This window comes from Brevibacillus sedimenti (assembly GCF_020923495.1).
GTDB classification, from domain to species: Bacteria; Bacillota; Bacilli; order Brevibacillales; family Brevibacillaceae; genus Brevibacillus; species Brevibacillus aydinogluensis.
In genome coordinates this window covers 2,372,467-2,388,649 of record NZ_CP064048.1, presented here as the reverse complement: position 1 = coordinate 2,388,649, position 16,183 = coordinate 2,372,467, and the positions used below count along the sequence as shown (strand labels likewise).

Annotated in this window: 16 protein-coding genes and 1 other annotated feature; of the genes, 2 read left to right on the top strand and 14 right to left on the bottom strand. The window is 57.1% G+C overall.

The features are described from left to right. Positions 1-9: 9 nt before the first annotated feature. From mreD to IRT44_RS11605, 9 genes are all read right to left on the bottom strand, one after another. Positions 10-534 carry a rod shape-determining protein MreD gene (gene mreD, locus IRT44_RS11645; RefSeq protein ID WP_171565478.1) on the bottom strand — a complete coding sequence of 175 codons (525 nt, stop codon included), beginning with the start codon at positions 532-534 and terminating at the stop codon, positions 10-12. Next, entirely contained in the window at positions 534-1,508 is a 975-nt protein-coding gene (mreC, locus tag IRT44_RS11640; RefSeq protein ID WP_171565479.1) for a rod shape-determining protein MreC, read from the bottom strand. The genes mreD and mreC overlap by 1 nt, the downstream gene beginning before the upstream one ends. 14 nt (positions 1,509-1,522) lie before the next feature. Next, positions 1,523-2,566 carry a rod shape-determining protein gene (locus IRT44_RS11635; RefSeq protein WP_171565480.1) on the bottom strand — a complete coding sequence of 348 codons (1,044 nt, stop codon included), beginning with the start codon at positions 2,564-2,566 and terminating at the stop codon, positions 1,523-1,525. A 107-nt stretch (positions 2,567-2,673) separates the two neighbouring features. Next, positions 2,674-3,348: a RadC family protein gene (gene radC / locus IRT44_RS11630; protein ID WP_171565520.1), complete on the bottom strand. Its 675-nt coding sequence runs from the start codon at positions 3,346-3,348 to the stop codon at positions 2,674-2,676. Between the two features lie 129 nt (positions 3,349-3,477). Next, a complete protein-coding gene (locus IRT44_RS11625; RefSeq protein ID WP_230076711.1) occupies positions 3,478-4,062 on the bottom strand; it encodes a Maf family protein in 585 nt (194 codons plus the stop codon). Positions 4,063-4,074: 12 nt separating this feature from the next. After that, entirely contained in the window at positions 4,075-4,593 is a 519-nt protein-coding gene (locus IRT44_RS11620) for a DUF4321 domain-containing protein (RefSeq protein ID WP_230076710.1), read from the bottom strand. Positions 4,594-4,599: 6 nt separating this feature from the next. After that, entirely contained in the window at positions 4,600-5,844 is a 1,245-nt protein-coding gene (locus tag IRT44_RS11615; RefSeq protein ID WP_171565482.1) for a hypothetical protein, read from the bottom strand. 60 nt (positions 5,845-5,904) lie between these two features. Next, the gene (locus IRT44_RS11610; RefSeq protein ID WP_230077882.1) at positions 5,905-6,513 is read right to left on the bottom strand and encodes a prepilin peptidase; all 609 of its coding nucleotides are present in this window, start codon (positions 6,511-6,513) and stop codon (positions 5,905-5,907) included. An 88-nt stretch (positions 6,514-6,601) separates the two neighbouring features. After that, entirely contained in the window at positions 6,602-6,856 is a 255-nt protein-coding gene (locus tag IRT44_RS11605; RefSeq protein WP_230076709.1) for a hypothetical protein, read from the bottom strand. Between the two features lie 217 nt (positions 6,857-7,073). On the opposite strand from IRT44_RS11605, the gene IRT44_RS11600 reads away from it, so the two are divergent. Further along, a complete protein-coding gene (locus tag IRT44_RS11600) occupies positions 7,074-7,571 on the top strand; it encodes a cation:proton antiporter regulatory subunit (RefSeq protein WP_171565485.1) in 498 nt (165 codons plus the stop codon). A 2-nt stretch (positions 7,572-7,573) separates the two neighbouring features. Beyond that, positions 7,574-8,803 carry a cation:proton antiporter gene (locus tag IRT44_RS11595; protein WP_230077881.1) on the top strand — a complete coding sequence of 410 codons (1,230 nt, stop codon included), beginning with the start codon at positions 7,574-7,576 and terminating at the stop codon, positions 8,801-8,803. Between the two features lie 62 nt (positions 8,804-8,865). Here IRT44_RS11595 and IRT44_RS11590 read toward each other — a convergent pair whose 3' ends face one another. From IRT44_RS11590 to IRT44_RS11570, 5 genes are all read right to left on the bottom strand, one after another. After that, positions 8,866-9,852 carry a ketoacyl-ACP synthase III gene (locus IRT44_RS11590; protein ID WP_371808881.1) on the bottom strand — a complete coding sequence of 329 codons (987 nt, stop codon included), beginning with the start codon at positions 9,850-9,852 and terminating at the stop codon, positions 8,866-8,868. A gap of 159 nt (positions 9,853-10,011) precedes the next feature. Beyond that, a complete protein-coding gene (gene murC, locus IRT44_RS11585; RefSeq protein ID WP_230076708.1) occupies positions 10,012-11,394 on the bottom strand; it encodes a UDP-N-acetylmuramate--L-alanine ligase in 1,383 nt (460 codons plus the stop codon). 1 nt (position 11,395) lies between these two features. After that, the gene (locus IRT44_RS11580; protein WP_230076707.1) at positions 11,396-12,766 is read right to left on the bottom strand and encodes a bifunctional folylpolyglutamate synthase/dihydrofolate synthase; all 1,371 of its coding nucleotides are present in this window, start codon (positions 12,764-12,766) and stop codon (positions 11,396-11,398) included. Between the two features lie 43 nt (positions 12,767-12,809). Continuing rightward, the gene (locus IRT44_RS11575; RefSeq protein ID WP_212132910.1) at positions 12,810-15,482 is read right to left on the bottom strand and encodes a valine--tRNA ligase; all 2,673 of its coding nucleotides are present in this window, start codon (positions 15,480-15,482) and stop codon (positions 12,810-12,812) included. Positions 15,483-15,519: 37 nt separating this feature from the next. Next, positions 15,520-15,767 (bottom strand) — a binding site (T-box leader). A gap of 68 nt (positions 15,768-15,835) precedes the next feature. Then, complete coding sequence (locus IRT44_RS11570) at positions 15,836-16,147, bottom strand: STAS domain-containing protein (protein ID WP_171565491.1); 312 nt, start codon at positions 16,145-16,147, stop codon at positions 15,836-15,838. Positions 16,148-16,183: the final 36 nt, after the last annotated feature.

Sequence of the window (16,183 nt, the reverse complement as noted above, 5' to 3'; positions counted from 1 at the left end):
CTTGTGCCGCTACTCCAACGGGAGGTCGCGTTTGAACATAACGGATTCGCACAGACGCTTGATCGGGGAGTAAATCACCAGGGCACTCAACATATTTAATACGACCGTTGGCAGAATCTGCCAGTTGAGCATCCACTGCACGTCAACAGGGGCTTTGGTGAGAAGCAGATGGAGGCTGTACAGCAGCCACTCGTGGGCAAACAGGATCAGGCTGCACGTGACAAACACCATCCCGAAGCCCCGCTGAAACAACAAAACGATTAATCCTGCAAAATAGCTGGCCACCATCATCGTTATCATGTACAGACCGATCACCTGTCCGTACAGCACATCTTGCAAAAATCCGAGTGCCAGCCCGTAATAAAGTCCTTCCCGCCGCCCCAAAAACATCGAGACGAGAATGGTGCCGACAAGCGCAAAGCGGGGTACTGTCATCAGAGACAGACCCCATTTGTCAGGCAAAAAGACCTGAACCAGCGTACCTTCCAGAACAAACAGCAAGAGCAGCGTCGCAGCGAGCAGAAACCGTGGCATTACCTTCCACCTCCGCCCGATCCTGCAGACGCTTGCGACTGCGTGTTCTGTCCAGGCTGAGTTGACTGTTGTCCCTGCGGCTGATTGGGTATCAGCTCACCCGTGGGCGAGAAGGTGAAGTTGCGCTCTACCACCATCACTTCGTTCAATTGGGAAAAGTCGGCGCTCGGCTGGATATAGGCGGTCTGCGTCAATCCGTAATCGTCAGGCTGTACACGAACAACGTATCCAATCGGCAGATTGGGCGGAATCACTCCACCAAATCCGGAGGTGATCACCTGCTGCTTTGGTTCGATTTTCTCTCCCAAAGGGATTTTGCGCATGACAAGCAGGCGTTCTTGCGGATCGTATTCTTCAATGACACCGCTGACGGGATGGTGGGTAACGGTGCCGTTGACGTTGCGCACGGTTTGAATCGAGGCCGAGACGTTATTACGCCGCTCATAGCTGGTCAACAGTTCCACGGTGGCGGAAAAGTTGGCCACGCTCTGCACCCGGCCGATCAATCCCTTGGCGGTCATGACCGCCATGTCTTTCTTGATGCCGTGTTTCAATCCCTTGTCGATCGTGATGACGTTGTTCCACGTGTCCGGATTTCTGGCCACCACTTCTGCGTAGCGAAGCTGGTAGGACTTTTTCAACGATTCCTCTGCTTGCAACAGCTTGCGAAGACGGTCGTTTTCCGCCTGGAGCGAGTGCAGCTCCGCCGTTATCCGGGCGTACTGGTCCAGGCTTGCCTTGAGCGCCCGGTTTTCTTCGTATACGTTGTACGCGTCGCCAATTTCTTGAAAGAAGGTGGAAACAGCCTGGGCAGGGCGGTAAAAGATCCCCTGCACCACGCTGAACACATCCTTGAAAAACATTTCCGGCCAGGTCAGGCGAGCCCGTTCCCGGGACGTAAAGCCCACGATGGAAATCAACAGGACCAGGCCCACAAGCACAATAATCAGCCGCTTGTTCCCGAAAAACGACATGCCGCAACCTCCGATTATTTACCGCGCTTTTGTCTGGAAGAGGTGATTCCGTGTTTCGATTTGAACAGATGGAGGTTTTCCAGCGCGCGGCCGGTTCCGATCGCGACACAATCCAGGGCGTTTTCCGCCACGTGCACCGGCATGCCGGTCTCCTTGCTCAGCAGGCGATCGATATTACGCAGCAGCGCTCCGCCGCCGGTCAGCACGATGCCGCGGTCCATGATGTCAGCTGCCAGCTCCGGCGGACTTTTCTCCAGTGTTACTTTCACGGCTTCGACGATGGCTGCCACCGTTTCCGCCAGCGCTTCGGCAATTTCCTCGCTGCTGACGGACAGAGTTTTCGGCAGCCCGGTCACCAGGTCGCGCCCGCGAATCTCGACGGTCTCCAACTCGTCGGGAGCGATGGCGGAGCCGATCTCCAGTTTCAGCGTTTCCGCGGTGCGCTCGCCGATCATCAGGTTGTACTTACGTTTGATGTATTGAATGATGGCTTCGTCCATTTCGTCGCCCGCGACGCGAATGGAACGGGAGGTCACGATGCCGCCGAGCGAAATGATCGCCACTTCCGTCGTCCCCCCGCCGATGTCCACGACCATGCTGCCGGTCGGTTCCCACACCGGCAGGTCAGCGCCAATCGCTGCGGCAAACGGTTCTTCGATGGTGTACGCTTCCTTCGCGCCGGCCTGTTTGGTGGCGTCTTCCACGGCCCGTTTTTCCACCGCGGTAATGCCGGACGGAACGCAAACCATCACGTTTGGACGGCGGCTGAACAGTCCCTGGTTTTTCTGCGCCTGGTTGATGAAGTAGCGCATCATTGTTGCCGTCGTGTCAAAATCGGCAATCACGCCGTCCTTCATCGGGCGAACGGCGACGATATTGCCGGGGGTACGGCCAATCATGCTCTTGGCAGCATTCCCGACTGCTTCGATCGTATTGGTGTCGGTGCGAATCGCCACGACGGACGGTTCGCGTACGACAATCCCTTTTCCTTTTACATAGACCAGTGTATTGGCAGTGCCAAGGTCAATCCCCATGTCACGAGAAAATCCACCAAACATAAAAAAACTCCTTCCGCTGTTGTCCGGTTACAAATCAATGATGTAATAAACTCTGGTAAAACATGCTCGGTAACACCGGTCCATTATGCGGAGCCAACGCATACCCGTTACAGGTAGCCCTGCTCTTTCAAGCTCACGTACCTGGCGTCACCGATGATAATGTGGTCCAGCAGGGTAATGCCAAGCAGTTCGCCGGCTTCCCGCAAGGTGCGGGTAATGGCGAGGTCTTCCCTGCTGGGTGTTGGGTCGCCGCTGGGATGGTTATGTATGCAAATGACCGATGCGCTGCTGGAGCGAATCGCTTCTTTGAATACTTCCCGCGGATGCACAATGGAGGTGTCCAGACTCCCGACAAAAATCGTTTTTTTGCCGATGACGTGATTTTTGGTGTTGAGAAACAGACAGACAAAATGCTCCTGCGTCAGATGGCCAAGCTCTGGCATCATCAGTTCCGCCACATCGCGCGGCAGACGGATGGACGCGCGGCGCTGCCCCGAACCTCCAAGCAGTCTGCGCCCCAACTCGAATGCAGCATGCAACTCGATCGCTTTCACCTGTCCGATTCCCTTCAAGCTGGTGAGTTCGGTGTGAGAGGCTTGAGCCAGGCTGCGCAAGTCGCCAAACGTAGCCAGCAGGCGCTGGGCAAGTTCAAACGCCGTCTCCTGTTCACTGCCCGTTCGCAGCAGAATCGCGAGAAGCTCGGCATCGGACAGATGGCCCGCTCCTTCGCGCAGCAGTCTTTCTCTTGGGCGGTCATAGTAAGGGACGTTTTTCTTACGCATTTCGTTACAGGTGGTTGCCGACATTTTTACCGCCTCCAGCAAATCGTGATCGGTTTGCGGAAACGGCTGGCATCAGAAGCGTCATGAGCGGGCAGAGGCCGTTGCCGCGGAATGCGCAGCACTGATGCGTTACAGCAGGGTGATTCCGAAGCGGGAAAGCATGCGGGCCGTCAAGCACAGCGGCAGTCCGACCACCGTAAAGTAGTCGCCTTCGATGCTTTCCACAAGGGTGGAGCCAATGCCTTGAATGGCGTACGAACCGGCCTTGTCCATCGGTTCCTTGGTCGCGATATAGGAGCGAATTTCCCGCTCGGTCAGCGGGCGAATCCGCACCGTGGTCTTGCAGTGTGCAACCTCGAAACGGCCGGTAGCGGCATCCGTCAGAGCGACGCCGCTGTACACGGTATGCTCACGGCCCTGGAGCTCCGAGAGCATGCGAAAAGCGTCCGGCTCGTCAGCCGGCTTGCCCAAAATGCGTCCGTCCAGGACCACGATGGTATCAGAGCCGAGCACGACGCCGGCATCGAGGCGGGAAGCGACGGCCTGCGCCTTGCGAAGGGCCAATTCTTCCACTACCGCTTCCGGGGACATTCCCGGCTGTGTCGTCTCGTCCACTTCACTGGTCATGACGGTAAACGGCAGACCCAACGTCTGCAAAAGTTCCCGCCTCCTCGGCGACGAGGAAGCCAAAATGAGTGATGTTTCTGCTTTCATGTCACGTTCGACCTACTTCATTCTGCGATATATCCAAAAGGCGAGAGCAAGCCCTCCGATACTGGCCAGATTTAGTTTTACCTGAATGTTTATGTTATACTTCAGGATTTCCAAATCGGCCGCCGGGGTCCATGAAATCTCTTTACTCTTTGCGAGAAACGGGATCCACGGTCCCAAAATCTCTCCCAGGATACTGCCGCATAACATCCCGGAAAGTAAAAGAAGCAGAAGCGTAAGTGTTTCTTTCCCCTTCAAATCCCTCATCTCCCTTTTTGTCTCTGCGTCCGAACCACTATTCCCCGCATCCGTCCCGCAGAGGTGCGGTGCAGCCAATGGCGGCTGCCCGACCGGTGCCGTGCGGCAGCCCGGCAATACCGGAACGAAGCCGTTCGAACATCTATATCTCTCAAGGGATTTCTTTTTTGCCAACCATAAGTGTAGCAAATGGGACAAGGTGAAACAATCCCCGATACTTACTGTATGTAAAGAAAAAACTTCCTGCAAGAAAACCTGCATGGAAGTCTTGGTCATGTACCGTTATTCCGCCGCTTTCACCTGCCGGACCCAGTTGGCGTAGTTCTCCCAGAACGTCAGCACGCCGGCCTGCACCTGCCAAGCATACGATTCCGCGCTGGCCGTCTTGCCGCCGACAATTGCCTCCGCCATTTTGTCGCGGGCCTGCACAGCCTGGTTCATGCCGTTGACCATTCCGGCGAACAGAGACTGCCCCGACTCTTGCGCGGAAACGGATCGGCCCTGCTCCAGAAAACGGCGGTGCTGTTCTTTGATCGCGGACGCTTCTTCCTTAGACAGCACCGGCTGGGCCGAACTGATCACGTGACCCGATTGGCTGGCCAGGGTGCGGGCCATCTCCAGCCCGGTTTGGAAAAACGCATTCAAATCCTCCGGTGTTGCCGTCCCCGCCGCTCCTGTAACGGAAACGCTTCCGGAGACACCCGGCAGGACCCATTCCTTGACGTAGACGTCCATTCCCTTTGCCTTCAGATTGCTGGCAAACCCGAGCACGGCGTCGCGGGCAGGCGCCGCAGCAGCAAACAGATACTGTTTGTCCTCTCCTTTGTACAGGAAGTGCGGGATGCCCGCTGCGTCCAACGGCTTGATCGCCTCGACTGTTGACGTCTCGGGTTGGAACACTCCGATCTGGGCCACGTACAAACGCTCCTCCGGCAGTTGCAGCTCCACCATTTGCTTTGTGCCGTCCGCGTCAGTCCCTGCGGCTTCGGGTGTGACCGGTCCGGCCGCTTTCATCCCGTCTGCCTTATCATCCTTCCCCCCGGCCGAAAACGTCGTCACGGTATCGCTCAATACACTTTGATACGACCGGGACAGTTGTTCTTCGCCGAAAACGCTCAGCACCAGCAGTCCGAACACCAGCCCGATCGCCACCGCGCCGCCGGTGGCAAACAGATTTTTTGTCACGGTGCCTTGACGCACCCATTTCGACAGGACAACCCGGCTGCGTCTGAAACGGCCGCTTTCCTCCTCATCCGGGGAGAACTCCGCCTCCCGCTGCGGCTCAACGCCGCTATCCCGCACTGCCGTCACCTGCGGGTGCTTTTTGTGAAGCTCTTTTAACAGCGACCAGGCATCCTCTTCCCGCGACGTTTTGACGGTCGGGACGAGAGGGATCCCCTCTGCTTTCCGCCACTCGATCGGGGGCTGCCCGCCGTCCGTCTGCCCTGTTTTTTTCTCCGTCCTGCTTCCATCCCACCGCTCGCCGTTCAATTTTACCGTCACCTGCGTTTTTCTCTGTCCGCTCATGACAACGCCCTCCTCAAAAACAGGCTCTGTTTGTACCAGTCTACGTCGTGTGGGGACAGGTTATGACAGCATGTGGACAGCGAGGATGCCCGCACAGAGAAACGGAGCAAACGGCAGCGATGCCCCACGCCTTGCCTGCCCATCCAGCAGCATCAGGACACCTGCCGCCAGCGCCAGCGCACTGCCGACGGTAAGCCCAGCGGCAAACGTCCGCCAGCCGACCGCTGCCGCCAGCACACCCGCCAGTTTGGCGTCCCCCATCCCCACCACATCAGGTCGAACCGCGGAGATCGTCCCGAACAGCAGCAAGCCAAAACCCCCTGCCAACAGCGAGGAAAGCCAGGCGTCCGGATGCTTCAGCCAATGCAGGGCCGACAGGACGGGCAGGGCCGCCAGCAGGACGGCATTGGGGATGCGCCGGAACAAAACATCGGTCAGAGAAACCAGGAGACTGAATACAATGAGTAGGAGAGCGGAAAGCTGCTCTGCGATGTCCCTCCCGTCCTGCATTCGTACGACGGCAAACAGGGTGCCGCAGAGAAGCGACACGACCAGCCGGCAAAAAAGCGCAGGAGCACGGAAAGCAGACGGCCCAAAACGACAGGCCAGTCCGCATACATACCAGCCGGCAGCAGTGCCAAGAACTCCCGCACCGATCGCTCCCCACATCTCCACAGCAATGCTCCCTCCCTGTTTTTCTTCGCTGCAATGATTCTGCCTCTTCACAGCGGGACAAAAACAGGGGAGCCGTATCTGCCTAATCCAGCGGCCTCATTTTTCTGAGGCCATGCTCAAACTGGTGCAGCTGGTCTATGCGCTCGTTGACGAACTGGAAATCCTCCTGCCACCCCTGCTGCTTCGATTCCTGCACGACTTCCGCCTTCTTTTCCAGCGTCTTGATTTCGTTTCGCAGCGCGATGATGATATCCACAAATGTGTCCATATTCATCTGCCGGATTCGCTGAATAAACTGCCATCCCGCTTCCGTCAGCCGATATTGTTTGTTTGCCACGAAGTGATCCCTTCTTTATTGTAAAATGTGTCAAATTTTAATACTTTCGTTTCAAAACATGGACTTTTTGACGTCGCAATTTATATAATTATATTTGAATATGTTTATATAGACGAATTTACAAGGAAGGAATGAATGCATACTAGCATGAAAGAATTCCCTCCCCTTCGTTGAGGTCAGAGTTGACGTCAGTTCATCCAAACAGGAGGCGATCGTTGTGTTCAATATTCGGGAGTGTGACTTGCCTGGTATCGGGCGAAAGTACCAAATCGATACCAGGGGAGGAGACAAGCTTGTAGTCGTCGTTCACGACGACGGCCGAAGAGAGCTGTACCACTTTGACAAGGACGACCAGGATGACAATATCTCCATGGTCACGCTGGATGACGACGAAGCGCGTCAGGTCGCCGGCATCATCGGCGGGATGACCTATAAGCCGAAAGCCCTCGATACCATTGAAATTGCCTTGGATCAGCTGGTCATCGAATGGTACAAGATTGAACCTGGTTTTCGCTGCATCGGAAAAACCATCGGCGAACTGGACATCCGCCAAAAAACAGGGGCAATCGTCATTGCCATCATTGAAAAAGACCACAAACAGATTATCAGTCCCGGGCCGGAGCAGGTCCTTACCGCCGGCTCAACCCTGGTGGTTGCCGGGGAAAGAAAGCAGGTGAAGGCGTTAAAAACCACGCTTAGCACGGGAGGTGAATGATATTGGAGTACATCGTGTTTGAAGTAGGCCTGGCCATCGCGTTGATTGCCATCGCCGGCTTCATTTCCACGAAACTTCGCTTCTCCATTGTCCCCTTTTACATTCTGGTCGGCATGGCGGTGGGGCCCCACGCCCCTGATATCGGCCTGTTTGACCTCCGCTTCATTGAAAGTGCGCCGCTCATCGAATTTATGGGCCGCATCGGCATGCTGTTTCTGCTGTTCTACCTGGGACTTGAATTCTCCGTCGGCCGCCTGATCAAGGCAGGCCGCTCGATCGCCGTAGGCGGTACCATCTACATCGCCATCAATTTCACGCTCGGACTTTTGTTCGGGTTTGCCGCCGGGTTTCCCACAAAGGAAGCGCTGGTGATTGCCGGCATTACCACCAGTTCGTCCAGCGCCATCGTGGCAAAAGTGCTGGTCGACCTGAAACGGACAGCCAACCCGGAAACGGAGATGATCCTCGGCATTATCATGTTTGAGGACATCTTCCTGGCCCTCTACATCTCCATCATGTCCGGCCTGGTGCTGGGCGGGGCCTCATCGATTGCGGGCGTCATTACTTCCGCACTGATCGCGCTCGGCTACATGCTGCTGTTCATCATCATTGGGCGAAAGGCGGTCCCCTTGCTGAACCGCGCGCTCCAGATCAAATCCAATGAAGTGTTCATGCTCGCCGTGTTTTCCGGCCTCTTTCTGGTCGCCGGCTTCTCCGAGAAGATCCACGTCGCCGAGGCGATCGGAGCGCTGCTCGTCGGCCTGGTGCTCGCGGAAACGGAGCATATGAAACGAATCGAGCATCTGATTCTGCCTTTCCGCGACTTTTTTGGCGCCATGTTCTTCTTCAGTTTTGGCCTGACGATCGATCCCTTGGCGCTGAGCGGAGCCGTGTGGCTGTCCATCATCGCCGTACTGCTCACAATGATCGGTAACTTTTCCGCCGGTCTGCTCGCCGGACGAAGCGTCGGCCTGTCCCCCAAGGCTTCGTCCAACATCGGACTCACCATTATGTCACGCGGTGAATTCTCCATCATCATCGCGAATCTGGGGAAATCCGGCGGCCTGCTTGAGATCCTCCAGCCGTTTGCGGCCCTTTACGTGTTAATTCTGGCGATTACGGGCCCGTTACTGACGAAGGAATCAAAGCGGATTTACAACCTGCTGAACCGGGTAATCCCATTAGAGCGGATGGGGCGGAAGAAGCCTGCGGAAAGCTCCGGCCAGCATTGACAACCGGCAAGGCCACAGCCAGAGGCCGCTCGGATGTGTTCCACGCGGCCTCTGGCGACCACTCACGGCATCCATTTGACCAAGAGACCGGCGTGCACCAGCCCGCCGCCAAAGCCGTAGAGGAGCAGCGTATCCCCGGGCTTTACCTTTCCGTCGCGGATGCCCAGTGAAAGCGCCAGCGGAATGGTGGCCGCCGACGTATTCCCGTAGTACTCCATGCTGTACAGTGTCTTCTCCAACGGAAATCCGCTTTTTTCGCAGATGGACTCAATCATCCGCAGATTGGCGCTGTGGGGAATGAACCAATCCACGTCCCCAAGCGTAAGTCCGGCCTGCTCCACCACTTTCGCCATGCCTGCGGGAACCGTAGTGACCGCCCATTTGTACACTTCCCGGCCGTTTTGCACGATACAACCGTTTCCTGCCAGTTCTGCCTCACCCATTCGCCGCGACAACCCCGTGCGGTACAGATGAATGCCTCCCTCTCCTTTTGTTCCCAAATGGGCGGCAAGAAATCCCGGGTGCTGCTCATCCCGCTCCACCAGTACCGCCCCGGCGCCGTCGCCAAACAGAATGCAGGTGGTCCGATCCGTGTAGTCGGTCACCTTGGACAAGGTTTCCGCGGCCACGACCAGCACTTTTCGATGCAGCCCCGCACTGATCATGCCGTTGGCCAAGTGCAGGGCGTAGGCAAACCCGGCACAGGTGGCGTTTACATCAAGCGCTCCCGCCTGCCCGATTCCAAAGCGGGCTTGAATGCGGCTGGCGACGCTGGGAAAGGGGTAATCCGGCGTGGTCGTAGAGACGAGAATGAGGTCGACATCCTCCACCGTTTTTCCATACGCCTTGATCATATCCTCAACGGCGGCGATTGCCAAATCGCTGGTGAACTGGTTTTCGTCGGCGATCCGCCGCTCCCGTATGCCGGTGCGCTGCACGATCCACTCATCCGACGTGTCTACCATCTTTTCCAGGTCAAAGTTGGTCAGCACACGCGCCGGCACGCAGGTACCAATGGCCGTGATGCGTGCTTTCGATGCCGTTTTCATACTCATCTTTTCTCACCTCGCTCGTATTGTACCCCTATTATATCACCAAGTATTATTACCTGATGCTAATTTTCCCGTTTTATTCTATTGCTTTCATCACAAAAAACGCCCGGACCGTCATCCGGACGTTTTTTTGCCGTTTTTCACACGTGCTTGCCGTTACTTGACCAGCTTTTCCACCAGCCAGTAAGCGGACTTCCAAATGTCGCCCGCTCCCATGGTCAGGACCATGTCGCCGGGCCGCAGCGCGTTGACCAGATGCTCCTGTACCTGTTCTTTCGTCGGGATGTACTGCGCGCGCGGGTGGCTGTTGGTGCGAATCTTTTCCACCAGCGCTTCGGCGGTCACCCCTTCGATTTTCTCCTCGCCAGCCGGGGAGTAGATGTCGGTGATGATCACCTCGTCCGCTTCCTTGAACGCCCGGCTGAACTCATCCATGAGAAAATACGTGCGGGTGAATCGCTGCGGCTGAAAGACGGCGATCACGCGTCTGCCCGACGCCCGGGCGCCGTTCAGCGTGGCCATGATTTCCGTCGGATGGTGGGCGTAGTCGTCCACCACGAGGATGTCACGCGCTTCTCCGATAATCTGGAACCGACGTTTTGCTCCTCTGAACGTTCCCAGCGCCTGCGCAACCGCTTCAAAGCTCAGCCCCGCTTCCAGACAGACGATAATCGCTGCCAGTGCGTTGGCCACGTTGTGCTTGCCCGGCACGTGCAGCGTCAGCTCGCCGAGCAGCTCTCCACGTCGGTACACCTCGCATTGGGTGCGGCGGTCGCCGCAGACGATCGACCGTGCGCAAAAATCCGCCTGATCCACAAACGACGGGTGGATGGCGTACGTAATCACTGTTTCGGATACCGCTGTCAACATTTCCCGGACAGTCGGATCGTCGAGACACAGAATCGCTTTTCCGCCCGGTTTCAAGTGACTGAGGAACTGCGCGTACGCCCGCTTGAGATTGTTAAAATCGCCGCCAAAATGTTCCAGGTGGTCCGGTTCAATGTTGGTGACGACTTCGTACACAGGCCGATACTCCAGGAAGGAGCCGTCGCTCTCGTCCGCTTCCGCAACGACGATATCGCTTTTGCCCGCTTTTGCGTTGGTTCCCGCATTCAGCAGTTCTCCACCGATGATAAACGTTGGATCTACTCCGCACTCTTCCAGAACGTGGGCGATCATCGAAGTCGTCGTCGTCTTGCCGTGTGCACCTGCAACGGCCACGCCCGTCCGCTCGTTGAGAATACGGGCCAGCATCTGGGAGCGGTGCAGCACAGGAATGCCGCTTGCCTGGGCCGCGACGACTTCCGGGTTATCCTTTGGAATACTGGTGGAATATACGACCAGATCGCTGCCTGCGACATGCTTGGCATCGTGGCCGATATACACGACAGCTCCCCGTTCCACCAGTTTTTGGGCCAGATCGTTCATTGCGACATCTGAGCCGGTTACCTTGTAGCCAAGGTCGATCAAGACGCGGGCGATGGCACTCATGCCATATCCGCCAATGCCCACAAAGTGGACGCGTTGGGCCTGATCCACCCTATTCACCTGCCTCTTCTACTGTAGTGGGAAAGAACGCGCGTACTTGGGCGATGAAGTAGAGCGAACCGCAGACAACCAACCAATCGTCGCCGTTTACCCTCCGGCTGTCCTTCACCCAAGAAGAAAGAAACGCCTGCCAGTCGGAGACGGACTCAAGACTTTCTGTCTGCCATCCTCCCGAGCAAAACGCATCGTACAATTGCCGGCTCTCGGCGGCGCGAGGAAAGTCAAACGTCGCAAGGTGTATGGTCTTCACACGCTCTTGCAGCGGTTTGAGCGCCTCGGCCATCTGAGCAAGCGGCTTATCCGCCAGTCCGGCAAACAGCAGGTGCAGCCGGGTGTCTGCTGTCACCAACCGCTCCAGACTGCTCACCAGCGCTTCTATTCCCTCCCGGTTGTGTGCCCCGTCCAACACGACCATCGGTCTTGACGAGACGACTTCTAGACGTCCTGGCCAGCGAGTTTGTTGCAGTCCGCGGGCAATTTCCTCGTCTTCCAGCAAAAAGGAGAAGAAGTTTTTCAGCACGTCGATCGTCATCAGGGCAACGGCAGCATTATCCGCCTGATGGGGGCCGTTCATGGCCAGCCGGTAATCCGTCTCGTGCCGGCGGTGCAGGCTGCGGTAGCGGATGAGCTGCTCACCCATCCGCTCCTCCAGCTGCTCCACGTCAAAGTGTTGACCGATTGTGTACAGTGTGCCGCGTGCTTTCTCGACGTGTTCCCGGAAAACGGTGAGCACTTCCGGCCGCCGTTCACCGGTCACGACAGGCACACCCGGTTTGATAATCCCCGCTTTTTCCCGAGCAATCTCCTCCAGGGTGCCTCCCAGGACATCCGTGTGATCCATGCCGATGTTGGTAATGACCGAAACGAGCGGAAAGACGACGTTGGTGGAGTCGTTCCGTCCTCCCAATCCCGCTTCCCACACGACGACGGCGGGTCTGGCAATCTTGGCAAAGTAAAGGATGGCGATCATGGTGATCACCTCAAACTCCGTGGGCGAGCCGTACTCCGTTTCCGCCGCGCAGCGCTCCACGAGCGGCTTCACCTCATTGGCCACCGCTACCAGATCATCCTCGGGGATCATGACGCCATTAAACCGAATCCGCTCGCGAAAATCGAGCAGATACGGAGAGGTGAACGTGCCCACGCTGTAGCCGGCTTCCAGCAGCATCTGCGTCAGATAGGCGCAGGTGGAGCCTTTTCCGTTCGTGCCGGCGACGTGGACAAACGCCAGCCTGCGCTCGGGATGATCCAATTCCTGCAGCATCCACCGCATTCTCTCCAGACCCGGTTTCTGCCCGAATCTCAGCAGCCCGTGCAGCCAGTCAAGCGTTTCACTGTACCCTTCCAAACGGTTTACGTTCATACCGCATTGCTCCATTCTCAAAAGTATGCGAAAGGTCGGCGGTTCATTCGCTTTTCAGTTCCGCCAGGCGGGCAATCACTTTGTCCCGCTTCTCCATGTAATCAGCCAGTTTGGCCTTTTCTTCGTCAATCACTTTTGCCGGGGCTTTTGCCATAAAGCCCGGGTTGTTCAGCTTGTTCTCGATCCGCTCCACTTCCTTGTGCAGCGTCGCCAGTTCTTTTTCCAGGCGTTTGATCTCCTGGTCGAGATCGATCAGCCCGGCCAGCGGCAGGAACAGCTCCGCACCCGTCACCACAGCGGACATCGCCTTGTCCGGCGTCGCCAACTGCTCACTGATCTCCAGGCGTTCAGGATTGCAGAAGCGGACGATGTACTCTTTGCCCCGGTTCAGGCGTTCCAGCGCAACGGCGTCGCCCGGCTTGATCAGCAGCTCGATCTTTTTGGACATCGGCACGTTGACCTCGGCGCGAATGTTGCGCACGCTGCGGATCACTTCCATGAGCAGGTTCATCTCTGCCTCGGCATCCGGGAAGCTCCACTGTTCATTGACAGTCGGCCATGCCGCCACCGTGATGCTCTCGCCCTGGTGAGGCAGCGCCTGCCAGATTTCCTCGGTGATGAACGGCATGAACGGATGCAGGAGGCGCAGCGTTTGATCCAGCACGGTGGCGAGCACGGACTGGGTCGTCTTCTTCGCCGCCTCGTCGCTGCCGTACAGCGGCAGTTTGGCCATCTCGATGTACCAGTCGCAGAGATCGTCCCAGATGAAGTTGTACAGCACACGTCCTGCTTCGCCAAATTCAAACGCGTCCATCAAGCGGGTCACGTCGGCGATGGTAGCCTGCAGACGGGAGAGAATCCACTTGTCCGGCGTGGACAGTTCGCCCGACAGGTCAATGTCCTCGTAGCGGAAGCCGGCCATGTTCATCAGGGCAAAACGGGAGGCGTTCCAGATCTTGTTGGCGAAGTTGCGGTTGGATTCCACCTTCTCCCAGTAGAAGCGCTGGTCGTTCCCCGGCGAGTTGCCCGTCGCCAGCGTGAAGCGGAGCGCGTCTGCCCCGTATTTTTCAATTACTTCCATCGGATCGACGCCATTGCCCAGCGACTTGGACATCTTGCGCCCTTCGGAATCGCGAATAATGCCGTGAATCAACACGGTCTCAAACGGATTTTTCCCGGTAAACTCCAGGCCGCTGAAAATCATCCGGGCGACCCAGAAGAAGATGATGTCGTAGCCGGTGACCAGCACGTTGGTCGGATAAAAGTACTTCAAGTCCTCGGTCTCGTCCGGCCAGCCCAGCGTGGAGAACGGCCAGAGCGCGGACGAGAACCAGGTGTCAAGGACGTCCGGGTCCTGCTCCAGCTTGTGGCTGTGGCAGTGCGGGCACTCGGTCACGTCGTCGCGGGACACAATCGTCTCGCCGCAGTCCTGGCAGTACCATGCCGGAATCCGGTGTCCCCACCAGAGCTGACGGGAAATGCACCAGTCGCGAATGTTTTCAATCCAGCGCAAATAGTTGTTCTTGAAGCGTTCCGGAACGAATTTGACGCTGTTCTCGCTGTACGCATTGGCGATGGCAGCATCGGCCAGAGGCTGCATTTTGACGAACCACTGCGTCGACAGGTACGGCTCGACGACGGCGTCGCTCCGCTCGCTGTGACCCACCTGGTGGATGTGCTCCTCGATTTTGAACATGACGCCCTGCTCGGTCAGGTCCTTGATGATCTGCTTGCGGCACTCGAAGCGGTCGAGGCCCTGATACTTGCCGGCGTTTTCGTTCATCGTGCCGGTTTCGTCCATGACCACGATCTGCGGCAGGTTGTGTCTCAAGCCGATTTCAAAGTCGTTCGGATCGTGGGCCGGCGTGATTTTCACGGCGCCGGAACCAAACTCGGGGTCGACGTAGTCGTCAGCTACGATCGGAATTTCCCGGCCGACAATCGGCAGAATCACCGTTTTGCCGATCAGGTGCTTGTATCGTTCGTCATCCGGGTGAACAGCGACAGCAGTATCACCCAGCATCGTTTCCGGACGGGTGGTCGCCACTTCGATGTAGCCGCTGCCGTCAGCCAGCGGGTAGCGCATGTGGTGCAGCGCGCCCTTCACCTCTTTGTAGATCACCTCGATGTCGGAGAGCGCCGTGCGTGCGACCGGGTCCCAGTTGATGATGCGGTTGCCGCGGTAGATCAGGCCTTTTTCGTAGAGACGGACGAATACCTCGCGCACCGCCCGGGACAGTCCTTCGTCCATGGTAAAGCGTTCACGCGAATAGTCCAGCGCCAGCCCCAGCTTTTCCCACTGGTCGCGGATGTGTTGGGCGTAGATGTGCTTCCACTCCCAGACTTTTTCCAAAAACTTCTCCCGACCCAGATCGTGGCGGGAAATGCCCTGTTCGCGCAGGTTTGCTTCCACGCGGGCCTGAGTGGCGATTCCGGCGTGGTCCATCCCCGGCAAAAACAGCGTGCTGTAACCCTGCATTCGCTTGGCGCGGGTGATGATGTCCTGCAGGGTGGTGTCCAGAGCGTGCCCCAGGTGCAGCTTGCCCGTCACGTTCGGCGGCGGGATGACGATCGTGAACGGACGTTTGTCCGGATCACGCTCCGCCTTGAAAAACTGCTTTTCGATCCAGTACGGATACCATTTGCTTTCCGCTGCCTTCGGATCGTAGTTCTTCGGCAGCAGTTGATCGATGTCTTGCGTCGGTTGAGTCGACATAGCACATCCTCCTTCGGAAAATAAAAAAACCTTTCATCCAAAGGACGAAAGGATCATTTCGCGGTACCACCTTTGTTAACACACGGCGCGTCGAAAAGACAGACGGGGCGTGCGTTCCCTCAGACACATAACGGCTGTTGACCGGTTTCGGCTAAGCGGCATCGCTTCACCGAAACAACTCCCGGGCGACCTTCAGCCATTCCCTGCCTTAGAGAATCTCGCAGCAAATGATTCTCCCTCTCTGCCAAGGCGTCCTGGCCTACTCTTCCCGTTCATCGCTTGTTCCCTGTTCTGTTGCAGATTCTAGGTTATTATTATATACAAACTGCGCGCAGCCCGTCAAACCCGGCCTGCTACGCTTTTTTGACGCCAATGCCGAGCGCCTCCGCAAACCCCAGCAGTTCCAGGATGTCCAATATCTCTTCCCGCACGTTGACGATTTCCACGTGTTTGCCCGCACTAAGCAAATCCTTGGTGGTGTAAAACAGGCTGCAAATCCCTGAAGAATCGACAAACGTCACGTCGCGAAAGTCAACCGTCACGCGTTGATTCCGCTCCCCGTATTCGCGCAGCAGCCGCCCCACTTCGTCCCCTACGGCCATGTCCAGTTCTCCGGCAAAAAACAGCGCGGCCTGTCCGTCCGCTTCGATTGCCCGGTATTCCATGCACAAACTCCTCTCCCTTGGTTTTCTCATCACGCC